Source organism: Ferruginibacter profundus (genome assembly GCF_054783275.1).
The window spans coordinates 1499801-1521265 of record NZ_BAAGQW010000003.1 but is presented as its reverse complement, the minus strand read 5'-3'; the positions used below and the strand labels follow the sequence as shown (position 1 = coordinate 1521265).

Here is a 21465-nt window from a genome sequence, read left to right as displayed (position 1 = left end):
TGAACAGAATATTTAATTATTATTAAAACATAATGGTATGAAAAAAATAATGCTCATAATAGCTTTAGGTATTTATATCAACATAGCGTTTGCACAGGATACCACCGATAATCATGAAAGGTTAAATCAATATGGAAAAGTAGTTAACCGGATGCCCTTATTTGCTGAGGCCCGTGATGGTATTTTAGTTTTTGAATCTAAAAACCAGGAATACAGGCTATGGTTTGATATTCGTGTACAAACAGACGGACAAATGTTTTTAGGCAAAACATTAAACCCGATTGGAAATGGTGTTACCATCCGCAGAGCACGGTTTGCCACCAAAACCAACCTGGGTAAAAACTGGTATGGCGAACTTGACCTGAATTTTGCCAACGGTGTTTTGGAACTGGAAGATGCCTATTTTAATTACGATTTTTTAAATGGCCTTAACACACGTGTGGGTAATTACAAAGAGCGGTTTTCCATGTCAGAAACATCTTCTTCCCGCTACCTCAATTTTATGGAAAGGTCGATGGTGGTTACAGCTTTTGCACCATCCCGCCACATTGGATGGGAAGCTAATTACAATGGTAAGTTATTTTTTGTAGCAGGGGGTATTTTTTTCCAGGAAATAAAAGACCAGGAAACACAAACTTATATTGAAGACAATAATAAAGATTACGGAAGAGACCAGGGGGTATCCCTTACCGGTAAGTTTGTATTACAACCCTTTGGCAGTAATAAAGATTATGGTGTGCATCTTGCATACGCCTATTCGCTGCGCCAACCCAAAACAGATGTTGACCCTGCTGAATATGGTGGCATACGTTACAGCACCCGTTCGCTTAGCAGTATTAACCGCAAGAAATTCCTGGATACAGATGTTATTCCTTACTTCAAACGCCAGCTGATCAGCAATGTGGAATTGGCTGCTTACTACAAAGGACTGGCAGTACAGGGTGAAATGATCAACAACACAACCCTGCGTACCAATAACCAGGAGAAGCTTTATTTTGGCGGCTACTACGCACAGGCTGTGTATATGTTGTTTGGCGGAAGACAGGTATACAATAAATCTGAAGGAGAGTTTACACAACCAGACAGAGGTAAAAAATGGGGAGATGTAGAACTTGCATTACGTTATGATTTTGTAGACCTGAATGACAGGACTGTTTATGGCGGATCTGCCGAAGCAATAACCGCAGGGGTCAATTTCTATACCTCAAAAAATGTAAAATTCCAGGTCAATTTCAGTAATATCAACCACGACAGGTATGCCAGCGGAAAAGGAAAATTATACGTGGGCCAGGATGTTACCGGAGCATTAACCAAAGACCCCACCAAAGTAGCCAATGCTAATGGTACTTCAGGTGAAGATTATAACCAGATAGGTATTCGTTGTGAAATTAATTTTTAATACTATTAAAAATACAATTATGAAACTCAGATATTTTTCACTCATTGCTTTAACGCTGGCCATTGCAGCCACATCATGCGTAAAAGATGAGATCTATAACGGGCCTGCGTCTATCGGAACAGTAACACTGCTGCCTGCAGCACCACAATCAACAGATAGTGCTGTTATTACTGCAAAGATCACCGATCTAAAGGGCATTATATCAGCAAAAGTAATGTACCGGACATCAGCTACGGGCACCTTTAACGCCATTACAATGACAACAGGAGCAGAGTTTATGTATACAGCAACTATTCCTGCTATGCCAATGGCAACCAGGGTGGAATATTATGTAGAGGTAAAAAATAGCGGAGGGTTTACCACTACTTATCCTGCAACAGCCCCACTGCAACTGGCTAACTATACGGTAGGTGCCTCAAATGTGATCAGACTTTTCATTAACGAAGTTTTATCTGACGGAACAAAGGATGTATCTGACCCGGATTGGGTTGAAATATATAACGGCTCGGATATTGCAGCAGACATAAGCGGGTATGCATTTTATGATGAAGGGATAAAAACTTCGGGCGGAACAAAGGCGAAAAGAATATTAAATGCCGGAACAATCATTCCGTCTAAAGGGTTTATCGTTCAAAAAACAGAATATACCGGTGGCGAATACACTGTAGAATTCGGTCTGAGTTCAACCGGGGATGCAGTATACCTTGAAAATACAGCAGGAGTATTAGTAACATCGCTGGATTTTCTTACTATAAACCTGGTAGGTAAAAAATCATACGGCCGCCAGCCTGATGGTTCTGCCAACCTGGTAATATTTACCACACCAACAAGAGGAACGTCAAATAATTAATAAGGAAAAGAAGTGAAATGAGCACAGCTGCATTACAAATAGGAGAACAATCTAAACCCCGTTTTGAATTTCGTACGTTTGGTCAGCATTTTGAGAATGCAGCCAAACGTATGGCCCGTTTGTCGGTACCCGTACCCGAAAAAGTATGGGAACGTAACAGCGATGAAATTTATATCCTGTCACGCACCAATAATATCAACAATACCAAGATACGTGATGGAAAAATGGATATTAAAACCTTTGTGCAAACGGTAGACGGACTTGAGCAATGGAACCCGTTGATGAAAGGAGAATTTCCGTTGGCTGCTGTGGTTTTAAGGAACGAGGTTTTTCCGGCTTTCGGGGTTGCCATGCCGGAGCTGACCAGGACAAGCTATACTTACGAAGAGTTTATGGCCATGGTTAGTGAACATCCCGACCTTGAAGCAGTAAGGGTACACAAACAACGCTTTGGTTATATGGTTAACAATACTATTTGCGAGACGGGTAATGTGCTGATCAATGGCGCCAATGTGTTTACCATTAATTCTGAATCGACAGAAATTGAGGATATAAAAAAAACCATTAAAGATATCGGGCTTGAAAATGTAGAGAACATCAATTACCTGCAGGCTATCAAAAGAGTAATTGGCATGATAGATAAACCATTGGCAAACTAAAAATTATATTATGGCACAGGAAACAGAAAAAAAATTTCTGGTTATCGCTTCAGACTTTAAAAACGAAGCGCAAAAGCATACCCGTATCACACAAGGATACCTGTCTTCTGTTCCGGAAAGAACGGTAAGGGTTAGGGTAAAAGGTGAGCTGGGATTTATTACCGTAAAAGGTATCGGTAATAATTCGGGGGCATCACGTTACGAATGGGAAAAAGAAATACCGGTAGCAGAAGCAAAAGAGTTGCTGAAAATTTGTGAGCCGGGTATAATTGATAAAACCAGGTACGAAGTAAAATCGGGTGATCATACATTTGAGGTAGATGAATTTTATGGTGAGAATGAAGGCCTTGTTGTAGCAGAAATAGAACTGAAAAATGAACATGACCATTTTATAAAGCCAGCCTGGCTTGGCACCGAGGTAACAGGGGATGTAAAATATTATAATGCTATGCTGATGAAGCACCCGTATACAAAATGGAAGCATAAACAACTGATCATGTAAGGTATAGTGCAACAGCTGGCCTGGTAAATGTATGGCAGGTTATAAAGTTATAGTACAGTGCTTGCTTTTTATGGTAGTTTATATCTTTCTGCAGCAAAGGAACTGATAGCGGCAAAGGCTACGAAGAATACACTATGCTATGGAGTGAATGAGAAAATTAAAATGAAATGGATACCGACCTGAAAAATGAAGAGGTTGCTTTTGATGCGCTGGATATGAATAATTACCGGGTGGAGAAGTTTAAAAAAATAGAAAAGGCCGGTTTTGAAAAATGGATGGAAATACTGGGTGGGCCATTGGCGATCCTTTCATTTATACTGATTTATTTTTTTGCCAATATCACTTTTCTCAATCACATTAACCCGGATATACTTAAAACAGATGGTGCACAGCGGCTGAAAGAACTGGGGGCTGATAAATTTATGCATATCAATTATGCCATGCTGGCCATCTTTGCTGCTGCTATCATTCTCTGGGTAACAGAAGCCATTCCCAATTACCTTACTTCGCTTATAGTAGTGCTTGCGTTGGTACTAACCGGGGTTACTACCGAAGAGGTTGCGTATGCACAATTGGGGCACCCGGTAATGTGGCTTAACATTTTGTCGTTTGTATTGGCAAGCATGCTGGTAACCACAAAAGTGGCCAAGCGTTTTGCTTTGTGGTTTGTAATTCGATTTGGAAAAAATGCCACCTGGATATTTTTTAGTTTTATCGTCATCAATATTGTGCTTTCGGTTTTTATTTCGGCCACTACGGCAAAAGCCACCATCCTGCTTCCCATCTTTATGGTAATTGCTGCCATATACGGGGCAAGGCCTGGCCACCGCAATAATTTTGGTAGAAATATTGTACTGCAAAATCTGTTTCAGATAAGTGTTGGCGCAAGTGGTTTTATTACCGGCTCCGGCGCCAACCTGCTGGCCGGATCAATAATAGCGGGGGCCATGGGTCGGAAAATTTTTGGCTTCCAGGATTGGTTTATTGCCGCCTTCCCGCTATGTATCATCCTTATTATAATCGGGTGGTTTGTGGGTACTAAACTTATTTTTCCCATGAAAAAGGATGAACAAAAACCACAGATTGCAGGTGGTATGGACAGACTGAGAAAAGAATATAGCCTGCTGGGAAAAATGACTGTTAACGAATATAAATCTATTGCCATTTTTGTGGTGGTGCTGGTGTTATGGGCAACAGATAAACAACATGGTATTTCTCAAACCATAGTGGCATTTATGGGGGCCGTGGTGGCATTAATGCCCGGCATTGGTGTGGTAAAATGGAATGATGTTGATATACCCTGGCATTTAATGATCTTTTCTGCCGGTGCCTATGCATTGGGTGCCGGGCTTGAAGCCACTGATCTTCCTGCCAGCATGATCGATGCTTTATTTACCCATTTCAATATTACCAAAGCCACCCCTTTCTGGATACTTTACCTGGGACTGACCTTTGTAATGCTGTTCAGTGCGGTGCTTTTTCAATCCAAAACCATGAGGGCATTGATCTTTGTTCCGATGGCCATTGGTATAGCACAAAAGTTTGGCTATCCCGTAATGAGCCTGGCATTTCCTGTAGCATTATTGATTGAGCATGTGTATGTGTTGCCCTTTAACAGTAAACCTGCTGCATTGTTGTATACCACCAATCAATACAGCATCAGTGATTCGTTTAAATATGGATTTATAATGATGGTTATTACCTGGATAATGATCATCATCTGGGGCGAGACGATGCTGCGGTACCTGGGCTATACATCGAACGGAGTATTTTTTTAAAAAAATAAAATAGATTAACATAAAGTATACACGAAGTACAAAATAAAAACAAACAGGCCGGTAATGCTTTAAAATAAATATATGACTCCCTTTTACTGGATGATATTATTAGGTGTAATTGCACTGGTATTCGATTTTTTAAATGGATTTAATGATAGTGCCAATATGGTGGCTACCCTTATCTCTTCAAGGTCTATGAGTGCAAGAAAAGCACTTACAATGGCGGCGGTGGCAGATTTTGCAGGCCCCTTTATTTTTGGTGTTGCTGTTGCCAAAACCATTGGCAGCGGTATTGCTGTTTCGCAATTTATTTCCATACAGGTATTGATTGCTGCATTGGTAAGTGCCTGCATCTGGAATGTTATCACCTGGAGTTATGGCATTCCTTCCAGTTCGTCTCATGCACTTATTGGCGGATTAATTGGTGCAGTACTGATCTGCGGTGGCGTTAAGGCATTAATGGCCAAAGGGCTAATTAAAGTATTTATTGCCTTACTTTTTTCACCTGTGGTGGGCTTGTTTTTTGGCTGGCTTACCATGAAGCTTACCCATACCCTGTTGAAGAATGCCACACCCAATGCCAATTATTTTTTTAAGCTGGCACAAATTCCTACTGCCATTGCGCTGGCATTAAGCCACGGTGCCAATGATGCACAAAAAACAATGGGGATAATGACGTTAGGCCTGGTTGTTACAGGCTATCAACAACATTTTGCAGTGCCGCTTTGGGTAATGCTGATGTGTGCCGGAGCCATCAGCCTGGGCACTTTTACCGGTGGCTGGAGAATAATACGCACCATGGGCACAAAGTTTTACAAAATAAAACCAATACATAGTTTTACTTCTCAATTGGCATCAGCTGCGGTTATCATTGTGTCGTCCTTATCTGGCGGCCCGGTAAGTACCACACAGGTGGTGAGTATGTCTATAATGGGTGCCGGCGCAGGCGAAAGATTATCCAAAGTAAGATGGCTGGTATTAAAAGAAATTTTTCTGTCGTGGGTATTAACCATACCTATTACTGCTGTACTGGCCATCCCGGTTTATTTATTAATCAAATTATTAGTGCATTAAATTATTTGTTATGGGATTATTTACAAATACCGAAAAAGAAGACAGTTTTATTATACAACTAAAACTGCAGGCAGAAAAAACTGTAAAAAGCCTTGAGTTCCTGGAAAAAAATATGGGCAATATCACCGAAACAACTGTAAAAGAAAACAAAGCTTTAATTGATGAGATCATAGATATAAAAATGGTATTGATGGACGATCTGCATAATACTTTTATCACAGCCATCGACCGTGAAGATATTTACCACATATCAGTCTCCTTATTTGGTATGGCTAAATACTCACACACCACACTGGAAGAAATGCTTTTACTTAACGTAAAACCAGATAAATTTATACAGGAGATGGTTGAAAAGGTTAAGCTGGAGGGCAATGAACTTTTTCAGGCTATCTGCAGGCTGATGAAAAATCCACGAATTGCCTATGATCATATTGTAAACGTTACCAAGCTCGAAAATAAAATTGATAAAATTTACAGGGAAGCCGTGAAAATATTGTTTGCAGATAAGGCCAGGCTTACCAACGACCTCCAAAGTATTTTACACCTGAGAGAGGTATACCGCCATATCTCTAATATGTCCGACACTGCAGATGCAGCAGCGGATGCATTAGGTATGGCAGTGATTAAACTTTCTTAAAGTATAATTACTGCAGTAGCGCTAGTTATCAAAAATAAAAAAGCAGCATCCAAAAGATGCTGCTTTTTAAACCCGGTGGTAATTTATTTATTCCACCACCTTATATTCTTTAAAAATTTTCACCGGTGTTGCTTCGGCTAATTTTTGATAAGCCATCCATTTAGTGGTAAAGAAAGTATTGGCTTTTTCAACAGCCTGTGCTATCAATGCTTCTGCAATTTCTACCTGGTTAATTTCCTGGGCATCGGGTATTTTGTTTTTGCTGGTAATAGCTCCTCTTGCAGTTTGCAGTTTTTCGTTTACAGTTAACTGGTAAGGAGAACCATAACCCTGCTTTTCCTGCGGCTTGCCAAAAATAAAATTGCGGATATTTTTTATGGAGTCTGTCATGGCTTTGCCGGTCTTCATTAAACTGTCAACTTCTTTACCCTCTGCATTTTTAAACTGGGCCTCAATTTTTGCAGTGGCTTCTTCTGCTTCTGTTAACCGGTCGGTTACATCGGTTAATCTTGCTGTGCTTTTATCCAGGCGTTTTAGTAACAACATTTTTGCATCATATACCTGTTTGTCGTTGGGCACATTAGGATCTGCATTTACCACCAGCATAGTAGAATCGCTTGTTGCACCAATCGTCATTACCAATTTATAAGTACCTGGATAAACACCCAATGAAAAGTTTACGGGTTCGGGCAAATCGCTTTTAGGTTTAGCAGAGCCCGGCTGACGAATGCCTTTGGTTTCGTAATTCCAGTAGTTTCTGTTAAAGCCGCTATCCACTTTCATTTTTATTGTTCTTATCAATTCGTTAGTACTGGTGTAAATTTTTACAGTAGCAGAATCAATTTTTATCTTTTTTGATGAATCAGCTTTTTCGGGTGGTTTTACAAAGAAAGAATAAGCTGCACCACGGTTCCTGTTTTGTCCTTCATACAAACCCCAGGTGCTCCATTCGTAACCCGGCGTCGATTTATAATTAGCCTGGTAAGATGCCGGTGCTTCAAACACAGTAAGTGTTTTGGTAAATGCGGCACCGTTATTGGCAGCCGCTTTTCTTAATGCCCTGATATCATCAATAATATATAATGCCCGGCCAAAACTGGCAATACAAAGGTCAGCTTCTCTTTCCTGTATTGCCAGGTCGTAAGTAGAAACAGAAGGGTACCCGTTTTTCCATTGCTGAAAACTGGTGCCATTATCAAAACTTATCCAAAGCCCCTGCTCTGTTCCTGCAAAAATTAAGTTAGGTTCTGTTGGGTCCTGAATCATACACAAGGCATAACCTTTTACTTTGTTTTCATCAAGCATTCTTTCCCAGGTTTGCCCAAAGTTTCTGGTGCGGAAAATATAGGGTTTAAAATCACCTCTCCTGTAATCATTGCAAACTACAAATGCTTCGCCTGCATTATAGCGGCTGGCCCTAATTTGCGGTACCCACGCACCTATAGGCATACCGGGAATTTTGCCCCTGAAATTGGTCCAGGTTTTACCTGCATCTTTTGATAATTGAACATTGCCATCATCGGTACCTACCCATATTATTTTATTGTCGATAGCAGAAGGTGCAATGCAAAGAATGGTATTATAATTTTCTGCACCGGTAATATCTACGGAAAGGCCGCCATTATTTTCCTGGTTTTGCTGCACTTTATTATCTGTGGTAAGATCGGGTGAAATAATTTGCCATGTTAAACCCTTGTTAGTGCTTTTGTGCAAAAACTGGCTGCCGAAATAAATAGCTTTTGCATCCACAGGGTCTTGTGCAAAAGCGGCATTCCAGTTAAAGCGTAAATAGGTTTTTGCATCAGGTGTGGGTGGTTTCAAATACATATCTTCCCCTGTTACCACATTGGTTTTTTGTAATTCCCCTTCCTGGCTCATCGCATACACCCAATCGTTATTATCCGGGTCAGGCGAAGCATCAAAACCATCACCACCACCAACATTGTTCCAGTAAAAATTTCTGATGCCGCTATTGGTCCAGGTGTAAGCCGGCCCACGCCAGCTGCCATTATCCTGCATGCCACCCATTACGTTGTAAGGAATTTTATTGTCGGTATTAATATGATAAAATTGTCCTACAGGAATCTGTTCGCTGAAGATCCAGTTTTTTCCCTTATCCCTGCTGATACCAATACCACCATCATTACCATCAATAATAAAATTGGGGTCGTTGGGGTTTATCCAGAAAGCATGATGATCGGGATGTATGCCGGCATAAGGAATTACAGTACGGAAGTTTTTTCCTCCGTCTTCACTCACGGTAATGGTTTGAGTGATATTGTATAACCGGTTTTCATTTTTGGGATCAACCCGGATATCCTGGAAATAAAAAGCCCTGTTGGTAACATCGCTTTTATTACTGTTTACCAGTTCCCATTTAAAACCACCATCATCTGTTTTATACAATCCATTTTTAGTAGCTTCCACCATGGCATACATGCGTTTAGGTTCGCTGTTGCAAATGGTTAAACCAATGCGGCCATAATTACCGTCGGGCAGGCCTTCTTCTTTACCTAATTTTTTCCAGTTTTTACCGGCATCGTAAGTAATGTATAAACCACTGCCTGCTCCGCCACTGGTAAAACTGTAAGGTGTACGGCGGTGTTGCCACATAGCGGCAATTAATTTATTGGGGTTTGAGGGGTCGATAATTAAATCGGCACAGCCACTGCTGTCATTGGTATGTAAAATTAAGTTCCAGGTATCGCCCCCGTCGGTGGTTTTATAAACGCCCCGTTCAGGATGTTCGGCGTAAGGGTTGCCAATAGCTGCAACATAAACTGTATTGGGGTTAACGGGATCAATAATAATACGGTGAATGTTCCTGGTTTTTTCAAGCCCCATTGCTTTCCAGTTTTTACCGCCATCTAAACTTTTAAAAATACCAGCACCGATGTTAACAGAGTTACGGGGGTTGCCCTCCCCGGTACCCACCCATAATACAGATGGATTAGATTGCTGTACCGCAACAGCGCCAATGTTTAAAATGGGTTGCTCATCAAAAATGGGCTCCCATTTGGCGCCACTGTTTTCTGTTTTCCAAACACCGCCACTTGCGGTACCCAGGTAAATGATGTTGGGGTTGCTGTACAAAGCATCTATTGATGTTACCCGGCCACTCATGCCTGCAGGGCCGATACTACGGGCTTTCATATTCTTAAACTGACCCGGATTTAATTTTTGTGCAGAAACTGCAGTATTTAATAACAAAGGCAACAAGAGGCCGTACAGCACGTTAGATTTATTCATGAATTGTAGTTTAGGTATATGAAGGTGCAAAAAAAATGCAGCTAATACAAAATAATTATACAGGCGGAAATTCTATGTAATTTTTGTGATGCCGCATCTGTTAATTGCTTATTTTCATATGTATATAATAACTGATCCTTTTGCCACCTGAAGTCGGGTGGCCATAGTTCATTTTATAAAATCATAACTCCCTAAAAAATCTGTATGCAAAAATTTTTTCTGTTACTCCTTACGGCCTTTTTATTTTTTACCCCGCCGGCAAAAGCCCAGGTAAGCGATGATGACGAGGCCACAGCCTATCGTTTAAAAAGAAAATACCCCGATGAAAGGTCAGCTGTACTTTCGGATATTGAAGAGTACGATTTTGCTGTTGGCAAAGGCGATGGCAACGGCCCGGTTGTAACCGCACTGATGAACCAGCGGGTGCAATTCATTTCTTTACGTGAAGCCACAATGGTGCAGTACGGCGAATTCTACAATAAGTTTTCTGCCATCACCAAGATAAAGCAGTATTACAAATCGGGTAATTCGTTTGTAAACTATACGGCTAAAAATAAACCGATTGATAAATCGGCAACATCCGGCGATATTTTTTATGATGACAGCCGCGTAAAATATTTCAACATCATTATTCCTAAAATGGGCATGGGTGCCATGGTGGAAGTAGAAAAAGAAATTAAAGATGCCAAGTATTTAACCCGGGTAATGTTTCACAGCCAGTATGCTACCAGCGAAAAAATAATCCGCTTTAAAGTGCCCTCCGATATTCAGCTTGATTTCAGGGAAATGAACTTTGCTGGTAACACCGTCACCAAAACCACCGAAACCGAAGGCAAGAAAACAGTGTACACTTTTAAGATGAAAGACCTGCCGCCATTAACCAGCGAAGACAATGCATTGCCCATCGGTTATACTTATCCGCATATTATTGTATTGGTAAAATCATTTACTGCAGATGGTGCACAACAAAAAGGATTTGAAAGCGCTGCCGATCTGTATAAATGGTATCAATACCTCTACTCCAAAGCAGATAATAAAACCGCAACTTTAAAACCTAAGGTAGATGAGTTGGTAAGAGGAAAAAACAACGACCTGGATAAAGCAAGAGCAATTTTTTACTGGGTGCAGGATAATATCCGCTACATAGCATTTGAAGATGGGTACGCAGGTTTTGTACCACAAACCGTACAGGATGTTTTTAAAAATAAATACGGCGATTGTAAAGGCATGGCCAATTTAGTAACCGAAATGCTGAAGCTGGCAGGCCTTGATGCACACATGACATGGATAGGCACCAAACATTTACCTTATACCTATGCCATTCCTTCATTGTGTGTGGATAATCACTGTATCTCTACGGTGTTTATCGGGGGCAAGACCTATTTTTTAGATGCTACCGAAAACTATGTTCCCATTGGTGAATATGCTTACCGTATACAAGGTAAAGAAGCCATGGTAGGCAAAGGCACCGAGCACCAGATAATAAAAGTACCCGTAGCAGATATTAACCAGAATAAAATTTTAACGCAGGCATCTTTTACTTTGAACGATAATATTTTAAAAGGCCATTTAAAAGTTACTTTTTCGGGAGAAGAGCGAACAGGTTTTCATCAATACTTCCAGGAATTACCGACCGACCGTAAAAAGGAAGTACTGCAGCGAATACTGGAATTTGGCAATGATAATTTAAATGTGAGCAATGTAAAAACCTCTGATTTAACCAACCGTGAAATTCCCGTGGTGATAGAAGGAGATATTGACCTGAGCAATAATATTATCAGGGAAGATAAAGAAGTGTATGCCGGTATAGATTTCTTTCCAAGAAAATTAACCGGCTTTACGCCAGACGAAAAAAGAGTTAATCCCTATGAGTTTGATCGTATCTATACTGCTGAAGATGAAATTGAATTAAGTGTACCAGGCTACAAAATTAAGGACCTGCCCGAAGCTTTTACGCAACAGGCAACCGATTATGGTTTTAGTGGCAGCTATACACAGCAAGGCGATAAAATTATTTTGAAAAAATCTTTAGCCATAAAAACAGGCACTATTAAAAAAGAAGATTTTACTAACTGGAAAGATTTTTTAAAAAAATTAAAAGACTTCAACAATAATATAGTGATGGTAGAAAAAGACCCTAACTATGTTGCACCTAAAGAAGTGCCGGCTGCACCGGCAAAAGCAGCGCCGGTAAAAACTGTACCTGCAAAAGCACCCGTAAAAACAACCCCAGCTAAAACCACACCCGTAAAACACCAGTAATGAAAAAACAACTCCTCAATATAAAATTTTTAATGCTTGCGGTATTGATCAATACTGCCGCATTTGCACAAACCATTAAAGAAGAATTTGCCAACCGGCTGCAATCAAATATGGATGCGGTATGGAAAGAGGCCGATGCTGATTTCAGCAGCAACCAGGTACCTGAAAAATGGAAAGGTTTCTCAGGCGTTATTATTGCACAAAAAGTAAAATTTGTTTTTGATAAAGGGTCCGGTGCCGATAAACTGAACGTGTATGAAACCACACACCGCAAAATTAAATTGCTGGATAAAGATGGCGTAAACAGTTTTTCTGAATTTTATTTCAGAAGGGGGCACGAAAATGATGGCTTTGCATTGCATATCATTAAAGCAGACGGAACAGTAGATACTGTTTCATTATTAACAGCAGTACTGGTAGAAGATAACGATGATGTACCTGGCACATTTACGCCGTATTTTGAAAAACAAAGCACCATTAAAAATAAAACCAAAAGCGAAAATATTTATTTTAAACTGGCGGTATCTAATTTAGAACCCGGCGACATTATTGATTATGCCAGCACTGTTTTTAATGATAACGATGTGGCTAAAATGAATTCGCTGGAATTTGACCCGGTTTATTATTTATGCCACAGGGGTTACCCGGTAGTAAGCCAGAAATTTGAAATTAATACTGACGAAAGAAGTTATGTAAATAGTAAATCCATCAATGGCGCACCTGAGTTTAAAGAAAGCAGCGCTGGTGGTTATAAAGTATTTACCTGGCAGGATAATGACAGGGAAAAAATAAAAGATACCCGCTGGGTAAATGAATACCTGGCTTTGCCAATGACCAAATTTCAGATCATCTACTCTAAAAACAATGATGCCACCGATTTATTTATTAGTGACAGGGGCGAATTAAAAAAATCTATCACCCCCGATGAACTGGCAAAAAAAGTAAATGGTATTTATGATAAGATGGACGCCGGCGCAGGAAAAAAATTAACGCAGGATAATATTTTAGCAGCATATACCACAGGTTTGCTAAGCCAGACAGAATATTACCTCCGTAAATACGAAGCTTACGATGCAGGCGATGAAGATTTTATCAAGCGGGTGTATTATGTGTTACGCCATACCAATGGTTTGTATGGAAGACGTTTAGGCAGCCAGTTTTTTGCTTACGTGATGCTGGAAAAATTAAAAAAGAAAGGCTTGCCTGCCGAATTGATCGTTACTACAGATAACAGTACTACAGGTATGGATAACGTAATTTTTGGTACCGAACTGCAATGGCTGGTTAGGGTTAAAAATAAATATGTATTCAACTTCTCTGCCAATTCCAATCCTTTTGATTTTAAAGATGAATATTTGGGAAACGAAGCGTATGTAATTACTTTGGGGAAAAACCCAACCGCCACTGCCATTACTTTACCGCTTACCACGCCGGAAGAAAATTATAATAATACAGTGATTGAAGCCAGCATGGATGCCAACCTGGAAAAAACAAATATCACCACCACATCTTCATTTAAAGGTATTTCCAAACACGATAATGAAGGCGCTGCACTGGCGTATACCAACGTGTATGATGTAGATTACCTGGCTTATTATGGTGATAACGATCTTGACCAGTTATCTGATAAAAAACGGGAAGAAATTGACCGGCTAATATTTGCAAAAAAAGAAGAATTTAAAAAACGCAAACCGGAATATATGAAGCGCCAGTTGCAGAACGAATACAGTAATGTGGTGAGCTATGATAATTTTACATTAGTAACCGATGGCAGAACATTTAATAAGCAGGAATTAAAATATACTGAAAAATTTGTACTGGGCGACCTTACCAGGAAGGCCGGTAAAAACTATTTGGTAAATGTACCGCTGCTGATGGGTGGCCAATACCAGGTAAAACCGGAAGACAGAACAAGAAAGTATGATATTGATGTGCGCTATCCGCATACACTTACCTGGGATATCAACTATACCATTCCCGCAGGATTTACTGTAAAAGGCCTGGCCGGTTTAAACCAGAGTGTGGAAAATGAAACCGGCGCTTTTATTACCAAAGCAACCATTGAGGGTTCGGTGCTTAAATTAAACATCAAAAAAATATACAAGCAAACCAAAGTAAAAAAAGAAGACTTTGGTAAGATGCTGGAATTTATTGATGCTGCTTATAATTTCAGCCAGCGAAAAATCCTGTTAAAAAAGAATTGATAGCTGTTGCACATCAAAAATTATCAATGGAATTTGTAGCTTTATTTATTGTTTAAAAATTCCTGTAAATAAAACAACGCTTATGAAAAGAATTATAATTGCAGTATTACTATTATTATGTGTTTGCTGCAGCAAAATAAGTACAGCACAATCAAAAGTAGCGGTAGTAAGTGTGGAAGATATATTTGGTATGATGCCTGAAGCTAAAAGAGCCGACAGTTCGCTGATGGTATTTCAAAAAGAACTGGCAGATAATTATGCGTACATGCAAAAGGAGTTAAGTGCCGATATTGAAAAGTTCTACATTGATTCTGTTAACATGACCCCATCATTAAAGAGTATCAAAAAAACAGATTTTCAAAATCGTATTGCTTCATTATCGGGCAAAGAGCAGCAGAATAACAGCGCCATTGATGCAGAAAGAGAAAAACTGGTAAAGCCTATTCGGGAAAAATTAATTAAAGCGGTGCAGGATGTTGCTAAAGAAAATGGTTATACCCATGTAGCCTATAAAGACCAGGTGATCGTTTATCCTCCCGGGGATGATATAACAGACAGGGTTAAAAAGAAACTGGGTATAAAATAACCGGTCTTTTATCTCTATTGCGTTTTAATACAACAGCATTAAAATACAAAACCCGGTTGAACACCGGGTTTTGTATTTTTTATAAGTCCACTATCACTTACTGTCTTCTTTCTTTTCAAAATCAAGAATTACTGAATTGATGCAATAGCGCAGGCCGGTGGGTGGCGGTCCGTCTTCAAATACATGGCCTAAATGGCTTTTGCACCTGCCGCACATTACTTCAGTTCTTTTCATGCCATAAGTATTATCGGGGGCATAAATAATGCTGCCTTTGCTGATAGGCTCAAAAAAACTGGGCCAGCCACAGCTGCTTTCAAACTTGCCATTACTGCGAAAAAGCGGGTTGCCGCAGGCGGCACAATGATAAGTACCTATTTCCTTGTGTTCGTAATATTTTCCGGTAAAAGCCCTTTCGGTTCCCTTTTCCCTGGCAATTTCATATACATCTTTAGGTAGTATCTTTTTCCACTCATCGTTGCTGATCTCTACTTTACCGGTATCAGTAGTGGAAAATACGGGGTTCTGTTTTTGCGAAGTATCCATCGTGTTTGTTTTATTTTTTTTGTCTGAATTAGTACTGCAGGCAGTTAACAAAACTACCATTACTAATGATAAGGAAAATATAATCTTCATACTTAATAACACTGCTGTTTATAAAAGGTTTTAAATATACGTAACAGGCATACCTAAAGATTTTCAACAGTTTCTTTCAATTGTTAAAGGATATTTAAAGTTCGTATATTATATTTGCTTACATCTTAAGGCAAGCAAGTAAATATGTTTAATTTAATACTGTTTGGTCCACCCGGAAGCGGCAAGGGAACGCAAAGCGAGAAATTAATTGCAAAGTACGGATTAAAACACCTGAGCACCGGCGACCTGTTACGCAGCGAAATTGCGAGCCAGACACCATTGGGTGTGGAAGCAAAAAAAATAATGGACAAAGGCCAGCTGGTACCGGACGAAGTGGTGATAGGCATGATAAGCTCTGCCCTGGATGCCAACCCCAATGCCAAAGGTTTTTTATTTGATGGCTTTCCCCGTACGCCTGCACAGGCAGAAGCGCTGGACAAATTACTGGAGCTTAAAAAAACTTCGATAGCTGTAATGCTGGCTTTAAATGTAAGTGAAGAAGAACTGGTGAAAAGATTAATGAAACGTGGCGAAACCAGCGGCCGCAGTGATGATACCAACGAAAGTGTGATAAGGGCAAGAATTACTGAATACCGTAACAAAACAGCAGTAGTGGCAGATTACTATTATAATTTTGATAAAGTGGTGATGGTAAAAGGAGAAGGATCGGTAGATGATATTTTTAAATCGCTAAGCGCAGAAATAGACCAGCGGATATAACGGTAACAACATTATTTTTACAAAGCATTCCCCTAATTGGCGGAATGCTTTTTTTATTTACATTGTGCTACTAAAGAAGCTATATGGATACCACAAAACTGGATTTTATACAACAGCAGTTTCCTTTGTTGCTGCATAGTTTATCGGCCAGTACACAGGGAAACTGGGGCAAGATGAATGCACAGCAAATGATTGAGCATGTAACTGGTTTTTTTAAAGTGTCTTCCGGTAAACTACATTTTCCTTTAGTATCACCATCAGAACATTTGCCCAAACTGAAAGCTTTTTTATTAAGCGATAAAGAATTCAGGGAAAATACCAAAGCACCTACTTCTGTAATTGGCGAAGAACCCCTGCCGGTAAGAACCAATACAATGGAAGAAGCCATTAACGCACTGCAACAAAGCATTGATGAGTTTGTGGACTATTTTAAAGGCGACGATTATAAGACCACATTACACCCTGTATTTGGTGAATTGAATTTTGAAGAATGGGTGTTACTGCATTATAAACATGTGGTGCATCATACAAAGCAGTTTGGGTTGATTTAATTATAATAAATTTGTAAGATGAAAAATTTAACCGTTTCTCAAATAGAAAGAGGGAACATTTTAAATAACAACTTTGCCATAAAAGAAATGTATGACAACCTTGGCTTTGTTGGAATAATGTTTGAAGGAAAATTTAGGTTTACCAGAAATATGGTAACTAATTATTTTGGGGTAGAAGAAAGAACTATTGATAGATATTTGAGCCAATATTCAACAGAATTAACACAAAACGGATATGAAATTTTAACTGGTAATAGATTAAGATTGTTTAAAAATCTGCATGTCACCGACATTAATGTCGGTGACATGTCTGTAGACTATGATAATCAGTTAATTAATGAAAAAGCCCCATCTATTGGGGTATTCACTTTCAAAGCATTTCTAAACTTAGGAATGCTGCTTACAGAGAGTGCAAAAGCTAAAGAATTAAGGTCTTTTATTCTAAACATTGTAATCGACGTGTTAAATAAAAAGATGGGGGGCTCTACGAAATTTATTAATCAAAGAGAAGAAGAGTTTTTACCAAGTGCTATAAGAGAATACAATTACCGCCAGGAATATACGAATGCCTTAGACAATTATATTGAACCTAATAAATTTAAATATGGTCAGCTGACAGATAAAATTTATGTAAGTATTTTTAAAGAAAAGTCAAAAGAGTACCGACAGATTTTAAACTTAAGCGCCAAAGAAAGTGTACGTTCTACAATGTATTCAGAAGTATTGGATTTAATTTCCAGTTATGAAAATGGCTTTGCAGATTATCTAAAAAAAGAATTCGAAAAAACTCAAACAAAAATAAAATTATCAGACGCCCATATTTTATTCAACCAGTTTGAACAAATAACCGAAAAGGTTTATGAGCCGTTAAGAGAAAAAGCCAGAACTCTGATGGCAAGCCGTGATATGGCTTTTAGAGATGCTTTGCACGAAAAACTTTCGGAGTATATTGACGTAGTAAAATCAGAAGATTTTCAAAAATTTTTAGGAGAAAAAAGCAAAACTCTTGAGGATAGGCTTGAAGAAAACAAAGATGTATTCATTCGTTTAAAAGACAGGTAAAATGGCTTTTTTATATTTCACAACAGAGTATGCTATTAAAACGCATGATAAAATTATTGAGATTTCCGGAGGTGCAAACGGGATTAAAGACTTAGGCAATCTTGAAAGTCCTTTGGAACATATTCAAAATGATGATTACTATCCGGATTTAGAAGACAAAATTACTCACCTTGTTTTTTCTATAAATAAAAACCATGCATTCACCGATGGTAACAAGAGAACTTCAATTGCCTTAGGCGCTTTTTTTCTTGAATTAAATGGTTTTGATATTATGGTTTCTAAATTTATTATCGAAATGGAAAATATTGCCGTAAATGTCGCCGATAACAGGATAGACAAAGATTTGCTTTTTGAAATTATTACCTCATTAATTTATGAAGAAGAATACTCAGAAGAATTGAAACTTAAAATAATTGGGTCACTTTCTTAACGGATTTGCAATATGAACAAACTAGGCAACTATATCACAGGCAACTGGATAACAGGCGATGGCGACGGACAACTTTTATACAACGCCGTTACTGCGGATGTAATTGGTGCAGCAAGTACCAAAGGATTGGATTTTAAATCCATTACAGCATATGCCAGGGCCGTGGGCAATCCTGCCTTACGCAAAATGACTTTTCATGCAAGAGGCAATATGCTAAAGGCACTGGCCTTGCATTTAAGAAATCACCTGGATAAATTTTATGCCATCAGTTACCAGACCGGTGCCACCAAAGCCGATAGCTGGGTGGATATTGAAGGCGGTATTGGAAATTTATTTGCCAACGCATCATTAAGAAGAAAATTTCCTGATGCAATTTTTTGCATTGATGGTGAAAGCCATAACCTGAGTAAGAATAATACTTTCATGGGCACCCATATTCTTACACCCAAAGAAGGTGTGGCCATACATATTAATGCATTTAATTTTCCCGTATGGGGAATGCTGGAAAAAATTGCGGTGAATTTATTAGCAGGCATGCCCTGCATTGTAAAACCTGCCACCGTTACCAGTTATTTAACCGAGGCGGTAGTTAAAGAAATCATTGCTTCAAAAATTTTACCCGAAGGAAGTTTACAATTGATCTGCGGCAGTGCAGGTGATTTGTTAGATCATGTAACATCGCAGGATGTGGTAACATTTACGGGTAGCGCAGCAACAGGCTTAATGCTGAAATCTAACCCTAATATTTTAAGAGAGAATACCCCATTTACCATGGAAGCGGATAGCTTGAATTGTATTGTATTAGGAGAAGACGCTGTACCGGGGACGGCTGAGTGGGATATTTTTGTAAAAGAAGTAAGACGTGAAATGACATTGAAAGCCGGGCAAAGATGTACCGGCATCAGGAGAATATTTGTACCTGAAAATAAAATGGAAGTCATGTGGACAACGATTGCCGCATCACTTGCACAAACCGCCATTGGTAATCCGTTGAATGAAAAAGTAAGAATGGGCAGCCTTGCGGGAGAAACACAACGCAATGAAGTAAAACAGCAGGTGCAAAAATTATTAGCTTCCTCGCAAATTGTGTATGGCAGTTTAGATAGTGTAGAAGTGATAGATGCCGATGCAAATAAAGGCGCATTTCTTTCGCCTGTTTTATTGATGAATGATACACCGCACAGTTCATTTGAACCACACAATATTGAAGCTTTTGGCCCGGTGAGTACCATCATGCCCTATAAGAATATTGATGATGCCATTGCTTTAAGTAAACTGGGCAAAGGAAGCCTCGTGTCTACCATTGTAACAGCCGATTATAAAACGGCACAACAATATGTAGTAGGCGCAGCATCGCACCACGGGAGAATTTTAGTTTTGAATAATGAATGTGCCAAAGAAAGTACCGGTCACGGCTCACCCTTACCGTTATTAGTGCATGGCGGACCGGGCCGTGCAGGTGGTGGCGAAGAAATGGGCGGTATACGTGGTGTGAAACATTATTTGCAAAGAACCGCAATACAAGGTTCGCCAACCACCATCACTGCCATTACTAATGTTTACCAGCCTAATGCCAAAGGAAAAGATCCCGGCAAACATCCTTTTAAAAAGTATTTTGAAGAACTGGAAATAGGCGACCAGATCATCACTGATAAAAGAATCATCACCAGTGAAGACATTGACAAATTTGCCGACCTGAGTGGTGATCATTTTTATGCCCATATTAAAACCACCGATTTTACAGGCACCATGTTTGAACAACAGGTGGCACATGGTTATTTTATCATGAGTATTGCAGCCGGCTTATTTGTGGATAGTTATGAAATTAACCCGGTGCTGTTGAATTATGGCATTGATGAATTACGTTTTACAAAACCGGTTTATCCCGGTGCAGAAGTGTATATCCGTTTTACCTGTAAAGAAAAATTACCCAACGATAAACGTGTAATTGAAAAACCGGAAGATTTTAAGCGTGGCGATGATATTGATAAAGGTATAGTAAAATGGCTGGTGGAATTTTTAGATGAAACCAATGAAATTACCGGCGTGGCAACCATTTTAACAATGGTGAAAAAGAAAAATCAGTAACTTTTATAAAAATATTGTTATGACAGAAGTATACGTAAAGAGCCATATTGAACACGGCATTAACACAATAGAATTTTTTCATCCGCAAAGCAATTCTTTACCCGGTAAAGTTTTAGAAGAACTGGCTAAAGAAATTCATTTTGCAGGAACACATGATGATACCAAAATAATTATTTTAAAAAGTGCCGGTGATAAAACTTTTTGCAGCGGAGCAAGTTTTGATGAATTGGTTGATATTAAAAACGAAGCGGAAGGTTTAAAATTTTTCAGCGGTTTTGCCAATGTAATTAATGCCATGCGTAAATGCCCCAAGTTTATCATTGGCCGTATACAGGGTAAATGTGTAGGCGGCGGCGTAGGCCTTGCGGCTTCGGTTGACTACGCTATTGCAACAGATAAAGCCGATTTAAAACTGAGTGAACTGGCCGTTGGTATAGGGCCTTTTGTGGTAGGACCGGCAGTGGAAAGAAAAATAGGATCGGCTGCATTCAGCGCATTGGCCATTGATGCTACCATGTGGCGCAATGCCGATTGGGCAAAACGCAAAGGCATGTTTGCCGAAGTGCATGAAAATATAGAGAACATGGATGAATCTATTCAACGGTTATCCAACACCTTATCCCACTCATCGCCGCAGGCAATGGCCGAAATGAAAAAAATATTCTGGAAAGGCACCGAACACTGGGATGAATTATTAAAAGAAAGAGCAGCTATCAGTGGCCGCCTGGTATTGAGTGATTTTACAAAAAACGCTATAGCGAAATTTAAAAGCAAAGTGTAA

At 39.4% G+C, this 21465-nt stretch carries 18 protein-coding genes; 16 read left to right on the top strand and 2 right to left on the bottom strand.

Annotated elements, in window-relative coordinates; translation table 11 throughout:
- Positions 1-37 precede the first annotated feature (37 nt).
- The 7 genes from ACYVM0_RS26215 (at position 38) to ACYVM0_RS26185 (ending at position 6899) form a co-directional block, all read left to right on the top strand.
- On the top strand, positions 38-1399 hold the full coding sequence (locus ACYVM0_RS26215; RefSeq protein ID WP_460562300.1) for an OprO/OprP family phosphate-selective porin: 1362 nt from the start codon (positions 38-40) through the stop codon (positions 1397-1399).
- A 19-nt stretch (positions 1400-1418) separates the two neighbouring features.
- Positions 1419-2249 (top strand): lamin tail domain-containing protein, encoded by an 831-nt coding sequence (locus tag ACYVM0_RS26210; RefSeq protein ID WP_460562298.1) that lies wholly within the window; start codon positions 1419-1421, stop codon positions 2247-2249.
- A 17-nt stretch (positions 2250-2266) separates the two neighbouring features.
- On the top strand, positions 2267-2908 hold the full coding sequence (locus tag ACYVM0_RS26205) for a hypothetical protein (RefSeq protein WP_460562296.1): 642 nt from the start codon (positions 2267-2269) through the stop codon (positions 2906-2908).
- 10 nt (positions 2909-2918) lie between these two features.
- A complete protein-coding gene (locus ACYVM0_RS26200; RefSeq protein WP_460562294.1) occupies positions 2919-3410 on the top strand; it encodes a CYTH domain-containing protein in 492 nt (163 codons plus the stop codon).
- 167 nt (positions 3411-3577) lie between these two features.
- Positions 3578-5188 (top strand): SLC13 family permease, encoded by a 1611-nt coding sequence (locus ACYVM0_RS26195; RefSeq protein WP_460562292.1) that lies wholly within the window; start codon positions 3578-3580, stop codon positions 5186-5188.
- Between the two features lie 81 nt (positions 5189-5269).
- Positions 5270-6262 carry an inorganic phosphate transporter gene (locus ACYVM0_RS26190; RefSeq protein ID WP_460562290.1) on the top strand — a complete coding sequence of 331 codons (993 nt, stop codon included), beginning with the start codon at positions 5270-5272 and terminating at the stop codon, positions 6260-6262.
- A gap of 10 nt (positions 6263-6272) precedes the next feature.
- Entirely contained in the window at positions 6273-6899 is a 627-nt protein-coding gene (locus ACYVM0_RS26185; protein WP_460562288.1) for a DUF47 domain-containing protein, read from the top strand.
- A gap of 87 nt (positions 6900-6986) precedes the next feature.
- On the opposite strand, the gene ACYVM0_RS26180 is transcribed toward ACYVM0_RS26185, so the two are convergent.
- On the bottom strand, positions 6987-10148 hold the full coding sequence (locus tag ACYVM0_RS26180) for a WD40/YVTN/BNR-like repeat-containing protein (RefSeq protein WP_460562286.1): 3162 nt from the start codon (positions 10146-10148) through the stop codon (positions 6987-6989).
- A 204-nt stretch (positions 10149-10352) separates the two neighbouring features.
- Between ACYVM0_RS26180 and ACYVM0_RS26175 the strand changes: the two genes are divergently transcribed.
- From ACYVM0_RS26175 to ACYVM0_RS26165, 3 genes are all read left to right on the top strand, one after another.
- The gene (locus tag ACYVM0_RS26175; protein ID WP_460562284.1) at positions 10353-12410 is read left to right on the top strand and encodes a transglutaminase-like domain-containing protein; all 2058 of its coding nucleotides are present in this window, start codon (positions 10353-10355) and stop codon (positions 12408-12410) included.
- Positions 12410-14614, top strand: a complete 2205-nt coding sequence (locus tag ACYVM0_RS26170; RefSeq protein WP_460562282.1) for a DUF3857 domain-containing protein — start codon at positions 12410-12412, stop codon at positions 14612-14614. The genes ACYVM0_RS26175 and ACYVM0_RS26170 overlap by 1 nt, the downstream gene beginning before the upstream one ends.
- Before the next feature lie 82 nt (positions 14615-14696).
- Positions 14697-15200, top strand: a complete 504-nt coding sequence (locus ACYVM0_RS26165; protein ID WP_460562280.1) for an OmpH/Skp family outer membrane protein — start codon at positions 14697-14699, stop codon at positions 15198-15200.
- A gap of 93 nt (positions 15201-15293) precedes the next feature.
- On the opposite strand, the gene msrB is transcribed toward ACYVM0_RS26165, so the two are convergent.
- Positions 15294-15833 carry a peptide-methionine (R)-S-oxide reductase MsrB gene (gene msrB / locus ACYVM0_RS26160; RefSeq protein WP_460562278.1) on the bottom strand — a complete coding sequence of 180 codons (540 nt, stop codon included), beginning with the start codon at positions 15831-15833 and terminating at the stop codon, positions 15294-15296.
- Positions 15834-15977: 144 nt separating this feature from the next.
- On the opposite strand from msrB, the gene ACYVM0_RS26155 reads away from it, so the two are divergent.
- From ACYVM0_RS26155 to ACYVM0_RS26130, 6 genes are all read left to right on the top strand, one after another.
- Positions 15978-16553: an adenylate kinase family protein gene (locus ACYVM0_RS26155; protein ID WP_460562276.1), complete on the top strand. Its 576-nt coding sequence runs from the start codon at positions 15978-15980 to the stop codon at positions 16551-16553.
- 83 nt (positions 16554-16636) lie between these two features.
- The gene (locus ACYVM0_RS26150) at positions 16637-17104 is read left to right on the top strand and encodes a DinB family protein (RefSeq protein WP_460562274.1); all 468 of its coding nucleotides are present in this window, start codon (positions 16637-16639) and stop codon (positions 17102-17104) included.
- An 18-nt stretch (positions 17105-17122) separates the two neighbouring features.
- Complete coding sequence (locus tag ACYVM0_RS26145) at positions 17123-18166, top strand: hypothetical protein (protein WP_460562272.1); 1044 nt, start codon at positions 17123-17125, stop codon at positions 18164-18166.
- Position 18167: 1 nt separating this feature from the next.
- Positions 18168-18596 carry a type II toxin-antitoxin system death-on-curing family toxin gene (locus ACYVM0_RS26140; protein WP_460562270.1) on the top strand — a complete coding sequence of 143 codons (429 nt, stop codon included), beginning with the start codon at positions 18168-18170 and terminating at the stop codon, positions 18594-18596.
- A gap of 12 nt (positions 18597-18608) precedes the next feature.
- The gene (gene paaZ / locus ACYVM0_RS26135) at positions 18609-20684 is read left to right on the top strand and encodes a phenylacetic acid degradation bifunctional protein PaaZ (protein ID WP_460562268.1); all 2076 of its coding nucleotides are present in this window, start codon (positions 18609-18611) and stop codon (positions 20682-20684) included.
- Positions 20685-20703: 19 nt separating this feature from the next.
- Entirely contained in the window at positions 20704-21465 is a 762-nt protein-coding gene (locus ACYVM0_RS26130; RefSeq protein ID WP_460562266.1) for an enoyl-CoA hydratase/isomerase family protein, read from the top strand.